Origin of the sequence: Algibacter agarivorans (assembly GCF_039543245.1) — a bacterium.
Lineage (GTDB): Bacteria > Bacteroidota > Bacteroidia > Flavobacteriales > Flavobacteriaceae > Algibacter_G > Algibacter_G agarivorans.
The window spans coordinates 1-15,003 of sequence record NZ_BAABJJ010000014.1 but is presented as its reverse complement, the minus strand read 5'-3'; the positions used below and the strand labels follow the sequence as shown (position 1 = coordinate 15,003).

Sequence of the window (15,003 nt, the reverse complement as noted above, 5' to 3'; positions counted from 1 at the left end):
TTCGGATATGGAAGAACTTGGAATGTAAGTATGCGTTTCAACTTCTAATTCAAACAAGGTTATACAATTTTAAAACCGCTTCTCCCGATAACTATCGGGATGAAGCGGTTTTTTTATGCATATAATTATTACATTTGCCATATAAACCTAATACTTATAATCCATGTACGACATTGTAATATCACTTCACTCATATTGGGCCTATTTAGTACTTTTAGTATTAATAATAGCTACAGCAAATGCTATCATAAAGACGCTTGGAGATAAGGAATATGAAGCTAACGATTTTAGAAAATCATTATTCACTTTAATTGTGTCACATATTCAGTTACTTATTGGGTTAGTATTGTATTTCGTTTCTCCTCGATTAGAATTATGGAGTGAATTAGGCGGTAAAGTGATGAGTAATTCTATTGCGCGATTATATCTTGTAGAACACCCATTTATAAACATCATAGCGGTTGCTTTAATTACAATTGGTTACTCAAAACATAAAAAGAAACTAACCTCTAAGGCTAAATTAAAAACAATAGCTATTTTCTATACGATTGCATTAGTGTTGTTTTTATCCAGGATTCCTTGGAGTTCTTGGATGGCGTAATCTAGGTAAACACTATAGATAAAGATATATCCAGACCTCTCAGGTTTTAAAAACCTGAGAGGTCTCTTTGCATTAAAAAAAGAATAATCTTTCAATATATAGAACTAAAGTGGTGATATTTAGTCTCTCCCCTTCGGGGAGATGTCCGGCAGGACAGAGGGGGCTACTTCCTTTATCAAATAAACATAAACTGGAAAATGGTCGCTAAAACCATTATTAAACCCATCATATCCAAAACTTCTTAGCGGATAACCTTTGTAAGTACCGCTTTTAGTAATAATATAATTTTTATTAAATACACCAGCTTTGTAAAATTGAAATGAAGCATAATCTTTTTCAAGTAAAGGCTTGGTAACCATAATTTGGTCAAATAAACTCCAAGCATCTCTATACGCTGTTGTGCCTATGCCATTTTTATAGAAGTTTATAAATGGGTTATAAATCCCTTTTAAACCAACATTTTTAGATTTCTTAGCCTTTAGTATTTTTTTTACGCTGGCATTATTTGGATTGTCATTCAAATCTCCCATAATAAACACCTTTGCGTATGGGTCAATAACTTGTAAAGAATCTACAAGGCTTTTACTCAATTTAGCAGCTGCAACGCGTTTGGGGCGACTTTTTGCTTCACCACCACGTCGGGAAGGCCAATGGTTTATAATAATATGTATTACATCATCTTCAAGTTTTCCGCTTACCAATAATTGATCTCTGGTGTAAACTCGTTTCCGACTTTGATCGTCATAGATTTTCAATTCATGAGCGCTTGTGTTAATAGGCGTAAATACTTTTTTTTGATATAAGAGTGCCACGTCAATGCCTCTAGAATCTGTTGAGTTATAATGAATGATGCCATAATCTTTATGAACTAACAGTGAATCGTTAACCAAATCCTCTAAAACCTCCTTGTTTTCGACTTCACAAACCCCAATAATACTGGGTGTATTTTTAGTAACATCATATCCAATATCGGCAATAACGCGTGCCATATTGCTAATTTTCTGCTTATAAACAGCACTTTTATCAGTTTTTAACTCCATAATGGGGCTATATTCATCAAATTTCGTGGGGTCGTTTATGGTGTCGAATAAGTTTTCTAAATTGTAGAAGGCAACAGTGTGTATTTTAAACTTCTTTTCTTGTGCATTCGTATTTACAAATACACTAATAAATAAAGTTAATAAACCGAGTTTTAAATAATTCATTGGCATAAAATACAAATAAGTTATAGCAGCTATAATACAAAACCTAAGCCAAAGTTATTTAATTGAAGTAAAAAATTTGGAATCAATTAGTTACTTTTCCTTATTATCAATTATTTTGAAGTTTATTTGGTATTTTGGTGTCTTAAAGATATATATGAGTAAAATATCCCTCATTTTTTTATTAGGAATTTTTTCAATGTCCCTCTTTGCACAACAAACCCTAGTTAAGGGTAGTGTTAAAGATGCACTCTCATTTGAACCTGTTGAAGGTGTTACTATAACTATAGAAGAAACAGATTTATATCTGTTAACAGATGCCAATGGCGAATTTCTGTTTAATAAAAATGTGCCTTTAGGAGAACAAATCTTACGAATTTCCAAAACAGGTTATATTTCAAAACGCTTTCCAATTGTTGTAAATGAAGGGAAAACGGTAAATATTACCGACATGACTTTAGATAGAGATGCTTCAGATGCGGGAGATTTATTTGTAATTACGTTATCGGATGATGAACTGAATGACGATACCAGTGGTGCCGATAATATTTCGGGTTTACTCGCCTCATCATTAGATGTTTTTCAACGAACAGCAGCTTTTGAGTTTAGCTCATCTTTTTTTAGGGTTCGTGGTTTAGATTCTAAAAACGGGTCCATTCTCATAAACGGTATCGAAATGAACAAAGTTTATAACGGAAGACCACAATGGAGTAATTGGGGAGGTCTAAACGATGTATTACGAAACCAAGAATTAACCTCAGGTTTAACACCTTCAAACTATAATTTTGGTGGTGTTTTAGGAACTACAAATATAAATGTTAGAGCGTCTGAAGCTAGACCTGGATCACGTATAACCTATTCGTCTTCAAATAGAAGTTATACAAATCGAATCATGGGAACTTATATTTCAGGATTATTGAAAAATAATTGGGCTTATATGGTTTCTGTGGGCAGACGTTGGGGTAACGAAGGTTATCAAGATGCAACAAGTTATAGTTCTAACTCGTTTTTTACTTCCGTGGAAAAGAAAATCAATGACAAACATAGTTTAAATTTAACAGCCATTTATACGCCCAACCGTCGAGGGAAATCATCACCAAATACACAAGAAATTTATGATTTAAAAGACATAAAATATAACGAATATTGGGGCTGGCAAGATGGAGAAAAACGTAACTCCAGGATTAAAGAAGTAAATGAACCTATTATTATGCTAAACCATTATTGGGAGCTTAATAATAAAATGAAGTTAAATACAAATGTTGGCTATCAATTCGGGAAATTGGGAAACAGCCGATTAGATTATAATGGTACAGATTTGATTGACGGATTTCCACAAGGTGGAGGGGCAAACCCAAGTCCAACCTACTATCAAAAACTCCCAAGCTATGCTGAACGGAATTTTCCAGATGATTTAGGAAATGCATATAAGGCATTAAAAGCCTTTGAAAATGATGGTCAAATTGATTGGAATGCTATGTATAGGGCTAATATTGGAAATGGTAAAAACGCTATTTACGCCTTATATGAAGACCGAGTTGATGATAGGCAAATAACTGTAAATAGTATTTTAACCGAAGAAATTAACGATAACATTATACTTAATGCCGGAATAAACTATAAATCCTTAAAATCTGAAAATTTCGCACAAGTTATCGACCTTTTAGGTGCATCTACTTATTTAGATATTGATGGTTTTGCAACAACTATTGATGAAGCTCAAAACGATTTACTAAACCCAAACAGAATAGTTGGGGAAGGCGATAAGTTTAAATATCACTATAATATTTTCGCAAACGAATTAAGTGCCTATGCTCAAGCACAGTTTTCTTATAAAAAAATAGATTTTTATGTTTCGGGAAGTGTAAAAAACACAACCTACCAAAGAGAAGGGATTTATCAAAATGGAGGGTTTCCTGATAGTTCCTTAGATAAGGGTAATGAATTAATATTTACTGGCTATGGAGCAAAATCTGGGTTCACTTATAAGCTAACAGGAAAGCACGTGTTCGATTTTAATGCAGGCTACATTTTAAGAGCGCCATCCATACAAAATACATTTTCAAATTCTAGAGAAAATCATAATATTGTACCAAATGTTTCTGAAGAAAACATAACCTCAGTTGATGCTAGTTATGTTTTTCGTTCACCTATTGTAAAAGCAAAATTAACGGGCTATTACACGAAAATTTCTGATGCCAGCGAAATATCTTTCTTTTTCGCTGATGGTATTGGTGGAGATAACACAGCTTTTGTACAAGAGATTTTACAAGGAATCGATAAAAAGCACTTTGGAGCAGAATTAGGCATTGAAGCTCAGGTAACACCAACAATAAAATTAAAAGGAGCTGCTGCTGTTGGGCAGTTTACTTATGATAATAATCCAAACTTATTTCTTTCAACAGAACCAGATGACGAAGCCATTGCTGCAGGATTTGTAGATGGTTTTAAAGACTTCGGTCAATCAAAATTAAAAGGCTATAAATTAGCTTCAGGCCCTCAGAGTGCTTACTCTGTAGGATTTGAATATCGTGACCCAGATTATTGGTGGTTTGGTGCTACGGCCAACTTCTTTGCAAATACGTATGTAGATGTGAGTCCGTTAACGCGATCCACAAATTTTAATACAGATTTTGATGGTAATGTATTTAATGATTATGATGAAGATTTAGCCAGGGAATTGTTGAAACAAGAACGTTTTGATGATTATATGTCGGTGAATTTAATTGGAGGAAAATCATGGAAGATTGGTAAATATTATGTTGGTTTTTTTGCAAGTATCAACAATCTGTTGGATGAAATTTATAAAACAGGTGGTTTTGAACAAGGTAGAAATGCTAATTATAGAGAGTTAAGAGATGATAAAGCTTTAGATACACCAGTTTTTGGTTCTAAATATTGGTACGGTAGGGGAACAACGTATTTTTTAAACTTAAATGTTAGGTTCTGATGAAATTGTCATTCCTTCTAATCCCAATAGTTATCGGGAGGAAACCTAAAATGAATTTATTATGAAAAAAATCAACAAAATAAAAATAGTATCAAGTGTTATTCTGGCATTGTTGCTTTTCACATCATGCATTAAAGATGACGATTATGGTACACCAGATATTTCAATTACCGAGCCTAATATTCCGCTAGAACAAATAACCACATTTAGAGCCATGAAATCGCTTTATGACCAAGCTGTAAATGATGGAAATGCAACTGTGGTTATTGATGATGAACCAGATTTATACATTGAAGGCTATGTGGTGTCTTCCGATAAATCTGGAAACTTTTTTGAAGAATTAATTATTCAGAATAAAACCGATGACAGTAGCCCAGATAACGATCCAAGGTTAGGTTTTAAAGTAGATATTAACGTAAGCAGTTTATCAGACACCTTTCAATTCGGACAAAAAGTATATGTGAAAATGGATGGTTTAACCATAGGAGAAACTAGTGGCGTTATTACCATTGGAAAAGGTGATGCTGTTGATGTTAAACAAATTCAAGCTGCCGAGTATAAAGCTATTGTAATTAGAAGTAATGAAATAGAGACTATTATACCTAAAGTTACAGGCTTAGCAGATTTAACCGAGTTAGATGAAAACACGTTAATTCAGTTGAATAATATGCAATTAAATAGGTTTGAAATGGGTGCAACTTATGCAAGTGAATCCTTCGATGAATTTGATGGATTACGGCTACTTGAAAGTTGCGATTCTGGTATTTCAATGATTATGCAAACCAGTACATTTTCAGATTTTAAATCGTTAGTTGTGCCTCAAGGTAAAGGAAATGTTACAGGTATTTTCAGTAGGGATTTTAGAGATGATTTTAATGTGCTAGTCATTAATAGCTCTGCTGATGTTAATTTTGATAGTACCGAGCGTTGCGACCCTATGGAATTAACATGTGGTTTAGCATCAACTATTGGTTCAGGGAATTTATTATATGAAGATTTTGAACCTCAAAAAAACAATAAACCCATCGTTATTGATGGATGGACTAATTATATTGAAGCAGGTACCGAAGCTTGGGAAGGCTATTCGTCAACATCATCCAATGCCTCTTTGGGGCGTTCTGCCAGATTTCAATCGTCCAGTTCGGGAGATGATAGTAACATTGGCTGGTTAATAACGCCCGCTATTAATTTAGATGCTCAAGATGGCGAAACATTACGTTTTAAAACCTCTAATAGTTTGTCTGATAGTAGTTTTATGGAAGTGCTGTATTCACTGGATTGGGATGGTACTGAAGCAGGTGTTACTTTAGCAACATGGGGCGTGTTATCTGCAGCGTACGTTGTAAAAGATACCGATTCGTTTGTGCCATGGTTTAATTCGGGAAGTGTTGATTTATCATGTGCTACAGGAATAATGCACATCGCATTCAAATACACGGGAAGCGGTCAAGATACTTTTGATGGTATTTATGAGTTGGATGAGATTAGTATTGATTATGTGGAATAGTAAAACATAAGTGATACCTTTACATAATAAATTATTTAATGAACACATTCGACGCCCTATTCTTTCATTTCTTTCAACATTACAAAACCAAAAAGAGCAAAAAAGCTAATAGCATTGCAACATTTTATATTACGTTTTTACAATGCAGTTTGTTATTGCTTTTAGGTGTGTTTTTTGCTGGGTTTTTTAGGCAAATGCGTGTAGATACCATGTCTGCAAGTAAAGCATGGACACTATTTATAATGGTCGCCATTTTTATATATTTCAAAAACTGGATGCAATACGGCGGCAGAAAAAGAAAAGTGCTAAACGCTAAAATGATTAAAAACCGAAAGATTACCTATAACATATGGCTACTTTGGTTATTGCCAATTACCATTTTGGGGTTGACTTATGTGCTATTTCAAGCCGTTTAATCACTTCTTAAAAACAGCATATACAGGAAAATGATCACTATATCCACCTTTGTATTTGGGTCCAACATAAGTTCTAAAAGGTTTCCCTTTATACTTTCCTTTTAAAAGTTTTAAAAAATCATCATCAAAAATATTGGCCTTATCAAAACTTAAAGTGTCTGGTGTAGCTTCAAAAAAATTAGTAGAGAAGATTATTTGGTCAAATAAATTCCATTTAAAATTGTACGTCGTCGTGCCTCTAGAGTAGGTGTGTAAAACTTCCATAGGATTAAATAGGTCTTGACTAATAACTAGCTTTTTAATACTGCTGCTAGTAGGGTCATCATTAAAATCGCCAATAACCACTATTTTAGGATTGGTGTGTTCAATATTTAAATTTGTTATTATTTCAATGACTTTATCAGCGGCTGCAAAACGTTTATGTTCCGTTTCTTTTTCGCCCTCGCGTCTAGAAGACCAATGGTTTGCAATTACATGGATGTGTTCGCCATCAAGTAATCCAGATACTAATAAAATATCCCTGGTATAATCTGTTTCGCCATTATCTTTTGTGAGATGCACTATGAATGTTTCAGAATATATTACCTCAAAAGCATTAGTGTCATACAATAAGGCCACATCAATACCACGTTCATCTAAAGAATCATAATGGACATATCCATAGTTACAGTTTTCTAAATACTTAGAAGCAATTAGATCTTCAATGACTTTAGCGTTTTCAACTTCGGCTAGCCCAATAATTGCTGGGTGTTTTCCTGTTTCTTTCTTCCCAATATTTGAAACTGCAAAACCTAATTTACGTAGTTTATTATCGTAACGCTTAGGTGTCCATTTTTTTGCCGAAGTTGGTGAAAAATCATTGTCATTCGTATGTTTATCATTATGGATATCAAATAAATTTTCAAGATTGTAAAAGGCAATAGTTTGCAAATCATCGCGTACGGGGATATCTTCTAAATGGTCTGTCATAAATCAAAAATAGGCTTAAAAATATTAAAAATTAAAATGATTGTAATTATGTAACTTTGCTGCATAATATTTTTTATAATAGAAAGGAATATATGGGATTAGAAAAGGCAGTTTTAATAGGCGTTATCACTAAAGAGCAAGATGAAGAAAAATCTAAAGAATATTTAGATGAATTAGAGTTTTTAACCTTTACTGCTGGTGGTTATGCTGTAAAACGTTTTACGCAAAAAATGGACATGCCAAATCCTAAGACTTTTATTGGGACAGGGAAGATGGAGGATGTGAGCCAATTTATAAAGGAAAACGATATCGATACTGCTATTTTTGATGATGAATTAACGGCAGCACAAGAGCGTAATATTAGTAAAATCCTTGATGTAAAAGTATTAGATAGAACTAATTTGATTCTCGATATTTTTGCACAACGCGCCCAAACAAGTTATGCTAGAACTCAAGTAGAGTTAGCGCAATGCGAATATTTATTGCCGCGTTTAAGAGGGATGTGGACTCACCTTGAGCGTCAAAAAGGGGGTATTGGGATGCGTGGCCCTGGAGAAACCGAAATTGAAACAGATAGACGTATTGTTCGTGATAAAATCTCATTATTAAAAGAGCGAATAAAAACCATTGACAAACAAATGGCGGTGCAACGTGGTAACCGTGGTAAAATGGTACGTGTGGCACTTGTGGGATATACAAATGTTGGTAAATCTACACTAATGAACGTTATTAGTAAAAGTGAAGTATTTGCAGAAAACAAGCTTTTTGCCACGCTTGATACTACCGTTAGAAAAGTGGTGATTCAAAATTTACCTTTTTTATTGAGTGATACGGTTGGGTTTATAAGAAAGCTGCCAACCCAATTAGTTGATAGTTTTAAAAGTACTTTAGATGAGGTTCGTGAAGCCGATTTGCTATTGCACGTTGTAGATATTTCACATCCTAATTTTGAAGAACACATAGCATCTGTAGAGAAAATTTTAGGCGAAATTAAAAGTGGGGACAAGCCAACCATTATGGTGTTTAATAAAATTGATGCTTTTGAAGCCGAACCGTTAGAGGAAGATGATTTGGAAACCGAACGCACCGAAAGACATTATTCTCTTGAAGAATGGAAAAGTACATGGATGAATAAAGTAGGTAATAACGCTTTATTTATTTCAGCTTTAAATAAAGAAAATTTAGAAGATTTTAAAAAGCGTGTTTACGATGAGGTTCGTGAGATTCACGTCACGCGTTTTCCCTATAATCATTTCTTATATCCAGATTATAATTACGAGGATATGGAGTAAGCCAAAAATAATTCAATTCCTTATTACGACATTATATATTCAAGTTATTATAAGGTTATCTAAACTTTATATTCCAAGAAATGCCAATATCAAAAATCCATAAATAAGAACCTGGGTCAAAACTTATTTCTTGGTGCACTATCCCCGAGCGTATGCCCCATGCATTTTTATCGTTTTTTGAAGTGAAAAAATAGCCTATGTTTAGTTTTTGTGAATTAAGGTTTATAATAGCATTTTGGTTGCCTTCAAATTCAAATCTGTAAATTTCTGGAGAAAAGCCCATACCAGCATCAATGCTAAAATAATTGTTAGCATCCTTTCTATATTTTCTGTAATTTAAAGTTCCAGATATACTTGATCCAGCATTGTCTGGTGTAACGTATGATCTAAAAGACCAATAACTGTTTCCTGTATACCAACCAACTGAACCTGTATAGATATTAGTGGTTTCAGAGTATTTTAAAGATCTAAACCCTAGTGATGCTTCAAAACTTTTAGGTAAGGATTTATATAGTTCGGCACCATATCTAATTTTTGGAAATAATGAGGATTCAGAGGTTCCAAAATTTAAGTATGCATACAGCCCTTCGGAGATTCTTGGGTATAAATCCACTTCAAATTGCCAGCCATTTGAAGCAAATCGTCTGCTAAAGTTAACTTTTGCGTTTATACTTCCATATTTTGTTTGTCTTCCATATTGCAATAAGTAATATTGCATAGGATCAAACACTTCAGAATAGACCTCGATAGAAGATCTTAGCCCAATAGTATTATGACTTAATTTATTTATCAAGTCATTTTTATAATTGATAGCTTTTTCATGTTTTGGATTATTTTCTAATAATTTTTCTATGGTTTTTAAAGCTTCTTCCTGTTTATTGGAGTCTTCTTGCACACTTGCTTTTAGGTAAAGTAATTCGTCATGGTCTGGAAAATGTTTTAAAGCTTTATTTGCCAGCTCCAAGGCGCTAAATGTTGCATCGCTGTACATTTCATTTTTTATAGCGGCTTCCCAAGTGTCTAGTCTGTCTGTGTCATCTTTTAGTACTATAGCGAATTCTTTTTTCGCCTTTTTATAGTCGCCGTCCCATGAATATGTACTTCCTAAAAAAGACCTAACATCGTTGTATGTTGGGTATTTAGTTAAAATTAAGATCAGTGTGTCTTGAGCTTGTTTGCGCTTACCATTAAAAGCAAGTTCTCTAGCATTTTTAAATGCCTCATCAGGGTCTCCCTTAAATACTTTCTGTTGTCCATAAAAGCAACAGCTTGACAAAAATAATAGTATGAAAAAATATTTATTCATTAGATGAAACTTTTAATTTAGGGATTTTTTATATGCTATATAATCAGCATTATTTGGGTGTTTTTTAACTAAGCTATCCATTAACTTAACGGCTAGGTTTTTATTGTTTTGGCGATCATAAGCATTGGCCATTTTAAAACTTAAATCTGGATTATCGATTTTATTCTTTAAAGCTTGCTTATATAGACTTTCTGATTTTTCTTCTTGTTCAGACCACCAGTATAGGTCTAAAATCGCCAAATAACTATCAAAATAAAAAGGCGATCTTTTAATTACGTTTAGCAACTCTATTTCAGAATTAGCATAGTCGCCATCCCAAGCTAGAGTTCGTCCTTTTAAAGTTCTAGCATCAGAATGATTAGGGAGTTCGCTTAAAATATAATCACATAATAATCGGGCTTCTTTGCGTTTTTTATTGAAAGCTTTGTTTTGAGCAATCTTAAAAGTATCATCAAATGTTTTGTTCTTTGCCATAGTGCTTATCATGGCTAACTGTTCATTTGAAAAATCTATTTTCGGTTTTACATAAATATTAAGCGAGTCCGGAAAAATTTTGTTGCGTTTTGTTATGTAAGCATTCGTTTTTTTAAATGCTAATAAAGAATCTCCTATAGCATTTGTTAATGCTTCTTCATGAACTTTATAAGTTCCAAAATCCTCATTTATCTTATATAACTCTCCATCAGAGTATAAATAGTCTTTATATATATAATCATTCACGCTTCCTTTATACCGCATTAATGGGATTTTATTAATATTTCTAAAGGCTTTTGTTGTGTCTAATCCTTTGCCCATCCAAGCTGTTTCGTCTAGTTTATTAAATTGGTAATTATTCATTAAAAAAGAAAGTAAGCTTGGCGCAATATCCCAATGTGATGAAACCGATTTAAATGTTTCTGGTTTTTTCAATAATGGACTGTAAATGTATAATGGCACATGAAACCTACATAGTTTGTCTTTTTGAGGAATAGGAATAAGCCTGTGGTCTCCAGTTATAATAAATATGGTATTGTTAAAATCTTTTCGTTTTTTATAAGCATCCATAAAGTCTTTTATAGAGTTATCTGTATAATATAAACTTGTATAAATATCTTTATATTCTAAAATTTCTTCTCGTGGAATATTAAAATTTTTGCTGGAGTTTAAAATACTATCTACTTTGCTCTCATAGTATTCTTTATTAGGAAAATTAAAAGGTTCATGATTTGATAACGTCATGATAATATCTAACCTAGGTTCAGGATATTTATCGATAGTAGCAAGGGCTTTTTTAAATATTTCGGAATCTGGATACCCCCAAGAAAACCCACCAGAGTTAGCTTCTGTTTTTGTGTATTCAGGTTCGTATTTATTTTCATCTATAACATTGTCAATGTCATTGTATTCAAAAAAGTTAATTTTTTTATCAAAACTAGATTGGTCTCCAGAATAATAAGACGTTGAATAATCATTAGCTTTCAATACGCTAATGAGTGAAATATGAGATGGCGTTTTAGGGAGTTCTAAAAACCCCGTTTCGCCAAAAGGCAAAGACCCTAATATAGAAGGGACAACACCAAAAGTGCGACCTGTTGTACTTACAAAATTTTCCCAATACAATGATTTTGAAATAAGTCCATCTAAATACGGTGTAAAGCCGCTATATGTTCTATCGCCAACAAATTCACTGCCAAGGCCTTCAACAATTAAAACCACTACATTAGGTTTTTCTTGTGTAATGTTAAAAAAGGGAGATAATACATCTTTAGAGTCACCAAAAGGTTTTAATAGCGGGTAATCGTTTCTGTTGAAGTTATAAGCGTTTAACTTATTTTTTTCGTTTTGAAATTTTATAATATCTGAAGTTAAAAAGGCTATTTTATTTTGAAATGAAACTTCCGAGACATCCGTAAGTACTAGTTTTAAGCTGCCAAATAGCAATACAACTATTAATCCTCCAGCAATTAATATACGCTCATTGGAATATATTGCTAGTAACCTGAGTACTAAGAAAAATAGTAACGGAAAAACTATAAAAGGAATAAAATATGCTATGGAAAATGATTCTGAAGATGATACTGTATTAAAAATATCATCCATGGAATATCCTAAAAGATCGGCTCCTAAATTAAGCAAGGTAGTTAAGCTATATTTTACAAGTGAAAATTGAATAATTACAATAATTACAAACAAAATTTTGATAATGTTAAACACTTGTTTTTTAACAAAAATATTTATGAACAAGCACAAAGGAAATACTAATAGTCCAATTATTAAACCTCCCCAAAAGTCGTTTGTAAGTTTATATAATAATGCAAGAATAAAATGGGTTTGGGTAGATTTAGCCATGATTAGCTCAAAGAGGCTTATTAACCAAAACGACCCAATTAGTGACAACGTTAAATTGGCATATTTGAAAATATCTTTATTTAAAAATTTCACTTTCATTACATTTTAAGTTATGTTGTTGATAATCCTTTTCTAACCATATGTCCCCACTTTTTATTCTTATTAAAGTAATAGTCATAATTTCCTTTTATAGCAGCGTATAGTATAAATGGATGTAGTGCAAATGGTTCTAAAGCACTTAATAAAACGAGTTTGAGTCCTGTGCCTTTCTTTTTGTATTGATGAAAGGTTAACTCCTCGGAATATATGGCGATTAGAGAAAATACCACCGAGAATAGATAGGATAAAATAAGAAAGGATATGGCGTATTCCCATTTAACTTCCTGAAGAATTATTAAAATAATAAAGTATATAAGTCCAACCAATTCAATTATTGGAGCAAGTCGTTCAAATATCAACCAATACGGGTAACTTACTAAACCAAATGAGCCATACTTTCTGTTAAAACCAATTTTACGGTGCTTTTTCAAGGTTTCAATAGTGCCTCTTGTCCATCTGTTTCTTTGAGAAACAAATATTTTGTAGGAGTCTGGTGCTTCTGTCCAGCATAAAGGATCAGGGATGTAAGACACCCTATATTTTTCGTTTTTTTCTTCCATATAACGCCTCATCCTCACAATAATTTCCATGTCTTCACCAACAGTTTCGGTATCATAGCCGCCAACAGTAATGGCTATTTCTTTATCCAAAATACCAAAGGCTCCAGATATAACTAGTAAACCATTTAATCTGCTCCAAGCCATTCTGCCAAGTAGAAAAGCACGTAAATATTCTAAAATTTGAGATTTAACTAATAAGCTTTTTGGTAAATTAATATCCATTAATTTACCACCTTTAATAACACAAGAATTTGCAATTCTTATAACACCGCCCGCTGCTATTACTTTGGTTTCGGTTTCATCAAGAAAAGGTTTTATTAGTTTTTGTAGTGCATCTTCAAGAAGTAAACAATCTACATCAATACAGGCTACATACTTGCTTTTACTCATGTTGAGGCCCATGTTTAAAGCATCTGCCTTTCCTCCATTTTCCTTATCTACAACCATTAATTTTTCAAAAGCTGGATTTTTTGATTTAAATACTCCTGCTCTTAGTGGTTGAGTTTTAATTTTTTCATTAATAATGTATTCTGTTTTTTCCAAATCATAGGCTGCAATAAGGCGTTCTAAACTATCATCATTGCTACCATCATTCACAATTATTACGCTGTAATTTACATAGTGATTAGACAATAATGACCTAACGTTTTCAACTACATTTAAGCTTTCATTATAGGCAGGTGCAATAATGGTTATTGATGGTGATATGGTTGAGGACAGAATATCCTTATAATTAACAAAACTTCTCTTTTTTGAGTATTCAATGGTTTCTTTGCCAGATATAATAGAAAGAATAATGTAGGATAGAATGGCGGCAAAAGCGTATCCAAAAAATATAAAATGGAGTATTTGTAAAATTATTTTAACCGAACTTGTATCCATATTATATAGTGTTTTCTGATTTAATCATAGCTTTACTTTTTTCTTTGTTAGAAAGCTTTGAAAAGCCCATATATTTGTCAATGTTTATTTCTTTTAAAATATTTAGGGCTAATAATTGTATTTCGAAATTTTTATGAAATAAATGTTCTTCTATAAAAGGTTCGTCATCTGGCATTACTAGTTTTTCTAAAAGCCCGAAGAAGCTTATTTGTTCTTCTATACTAAGCGTATTAAAGTTGGCTTTAAGAATATCTTTAGCTTCAATTCCGTATAAATGTGTAAGTACATTTATGGTATTAAGCCGTACATCTTTATTTGTATGTGACAATAACTCCATTAAGGTATCTTTTACTTCAAATTGATTATAAATTTGAGCTAGTTTAAGTGCAAATAGCACTACGGAATCATTAGTAGATTTTAGCCATGGACGTATGTCGCATATTTCTTGATTTTCGAATTTTTGTAAAGTTTCAAGCAATTGAATTTGTGCCCACTCGGAAAGTGTAGTGGTTAACTCATCTAAAAAAGAGAGGCCTTCAAAAAGGAATAAATTAACCATATATAGCTGGGTTTCCCTTTGGACTTCTGGTCGAGGGAAGTTTATGAATTTAGCTATTTTATGACTTGCTTCTTCAACTCTAAAGCGTCTTAATTCACCTATCCCTTTGGCAATAATATTCCACTTTTTACTGTCTAACCTATCGTAGGCATAATTGATAAGGCCTGTATTATGGTAGAATGTTTGTATGGTGCTTGACATTTCACCAGAAACTTCATTCATCAAGTCAAATAAAACATCAACAATTATTTTTCTTTTGGAATCAATCCTGTCCTAAATAAATTTTGGACACACTAAATCTAACCATTTTACTGATTTATTTCATTGCTTTT

General features: G+C 32.7%; 11 protein-coding genes. 5 read left to right on the top strand and 6 right to left on the bottom strand.

What is annotated here, in order from left to right; genetic code table 11:
* Positions 1-163: 163 nt before the first annotated feature.
* Positions 164-601: a hypothetical protein gene (locus ABD935_RS06570; RefSeq protein ID WP_345190926.1), complete on the top strand. Its 438-nt coding sequence runs from the start codon at positions 164-166 to the stop codon at positions 599-601.
* A gap of 119 nt (positions 602-720) precedes the next feature.
* Here the strand turns inward: ABD935_RS06570 and ABD935_RS06565 are convergent, their stop codons facing one another.
* Positions 721-1,806 carry an endonuclease/exonuclease/phosphatase family protein gene (locus ABD935_RS06565; RefSeq protein WP_345190925.1) on the bottom strand — a complete coding sequence of 362 codons (1,086 nt, stop codon included), beginning with the start codon at positions 1,804-1,806 and terminating at the stop codon, positions 721-723.
* Between the two features lie 154 nt (positions 1,807-1,960).
* On the opposite strand from ABD935_RS06565, the gene ABD935_RS06560 reads away from it, so the two are divergent.
* The 3 genes from ABD935_RS06560 (at position 1,961) to ABD935_RS06550 (ending at position 6,676) form a co-directional block, all read left to right on the top strand.
* The gene (locus tag ABD935_RS06560; protein ID WP_345190924.1) at positions 1,961-4,753 is read left to right on the top strand and encodes a carboxypeptidase-like regulatory domain-containing protein; all 2,793 of its coding nucleotides are present in this window, start codon (positions 1,961-1,963) and stop codon (positions 4,751-4,753) included.
* Positions 4,754-4,814: 61 nt separating this feature from the next.
* Entirely contained in the window at positions 4,815-6,260 is a 1,446-nt protein-coding gene (locus ABD935_RS06555; RefSeq protein WP_345190923.1) for a DUF5689 domain-containing protein, read from the top strand.
* Between the two features lie 38 nt (positions 6,261-6,298).
* On the top strand, positions 6,299-6,676 hold the full coding sequence (locus ABD935_RS06550; RefSeq protein ID WP_345190921.1) for a hypothetical protein: 378 nt from the start codon (positions 6,299-6,301) through the stop codon (positions 6,674-6,676).
* Here ABD935_RS06550 and ABD935_RS06545 read toward each other — a convergent pair whose 3' ends face one another.
* Complete coding sequence (locus ABD935_RS06545; protein ID WP_345190920.1) at positions 6,677-7,645, bottom strand: endonuclease/exonuclease/phosphatase family protein; 969 nt, start codon at positions 7,643-7,645, stop codon at positions 6,677-6,679.
* A 92-nt stretch (positions 7,646-7,737) separates the two neighbouring features.
* Between ABD935_RS06545 and hflX the strand changes: the two genes are divergently transcribed.
* Positions 7,738-8,937, top strand: a complete 1,200-nt coding sequence (hflX, locus tag ABD935_RS06540) for a GTPase HflX (protein ID WP_345190919.1) — start codon at positions 7,738-7,740, stop codon at positions 8,935-8,937.
* 55 nt (positions 8,938-8,992) lie between these two features.
* Here the strand turns inward: hflX and ABD935_RS06535 are convergent, their stop codons facing one another.
* From ABD935_RS06535 to ABD935_RS06520, 4 genes are read right to left on the bottom strand one after another with little or no spacing between them, the layout of a single operon-like run.
* A complete protein-coding gene (locus tag ABD935_RS06535) occupies positions 8,993-10,243 on the bottom strand; it encodes a YaiO family outer membrane beta-barrel protein (protein ID WP_345190918.1) in 1,251 nt (416 codons plus the stop codon).
* A 12-nt stretch (positions 10,244-10,255) separates the two neighbouring features.
* Entirely contained in the window at positions 10,256-12,670 is a 2,415-nt protein-coding gene (locus ABD935_RS06530) for a sulfatase-like hydrolase/transferase (RefSeq protein WP_345190917.1), read from the bottom strand.
* Between the two features lie 11 nt (positions 12,671-12,681).
* Complete coding sequence (locus tag ABD935_RS06525; RefSeq protein ID WP_345190916.1) at positions 12,682-14,112, bottom strand: glycosyltransferase family 2 protein; 1,431 nt, start codon at positions 14,110-14,112, stop codon at positions 12,682-12,684.
* A gap of 1 nt (position 14,113) precedes the next feature.
* Positions 14,114-14,872 (bottom strand): HEAT repeat domain-containing protein, encoded by a 759-nt coding sequence (locus tag ABD935_RS06520; protein ID WP_345190915.1) that lies wholly within the window; start codon positions 14,870-14,872, stop codon positions 14,114-14,116.
* Positions 14,873-15,003 lie beyond the last annotated feature (131 nt).

Bases quoted from the DNA above. Each gene is read 5' to 3' on its own strand.
- ABD935_RS06565 (WP_345190925.1), bottom strand. From the start codon at position 1,806: ATGAATTATTTAAAACTCGGTTTATTAACTTTATTTATTAGTGTATTT.
- ABD935_RS06555 (WP_345190923.1), top strand. From the start codon at position 4,815: ATGAAAAAAATCAACAAAATAAAAATAGTATCAAGTGTTATTCTGGCA.
- ABD935_RS06545 (WP_345190920.1), bottom strand. From the start codon at position 7,645: ATGACAGACCATTTAGAAGATATCCCCGTACGCGATGATTTGCAAACT.
- ABD935_RS06530 (WP_345190917.1), bottom strand. From the start codon at position 12,670: ATGAAAGTGAAATTTTTAAATAAAGATATTTTCAAATATGCCAATTTA.
- ABD935_RS06535 (WP_345190918.1), bottom strand. From the start codon at position 10,243: ATGAATAAATATTTTTTCATACTATTATTTTTGTCAAGCTGTTGCTTT.
- hflX (WP_345190919.1), top strand. From the start codon at position 7,738: ATGGGATTAGAAAAGGCAGTTTTAATAGGCGTTATCACTAAAGAGCAA.
- ABD935_RS06520 (WP_345190915.1), bottom strand. From the start codon at position 14,872: ATGTCAAGCACCATACAAACATTCTACCATAATACAGGCCTTATCAAT.
- ABD935_RS06570 (WP_345190926.1), top strand. From the start codon at position 164: ATGTACGACATTGTAATATCACTTCACTCATATTGGGCCTATTTAGTA.
- ABD935_RS06525 (WP_345190916.1), bottom strand. From the start codon at position 14,112: ATGGATACAAGTTCGGTTAAAATAATTTTACAAATACTCCATTTTATA.
- ABD935_RS06560 (WP_345190924.1), top strand. From the start codon at position 1,961: ATGAGTAAAATATCCCTCATTTTTTTATTAGGAATTTTTTCAATGTCC.
- ABD935_RS06550 (WP_345190921.1), top strand. From the start codon at position 6,299: ATGAACACATTCGACGCCCTATTCTTTCATTTCTTTCAACATTACAAA.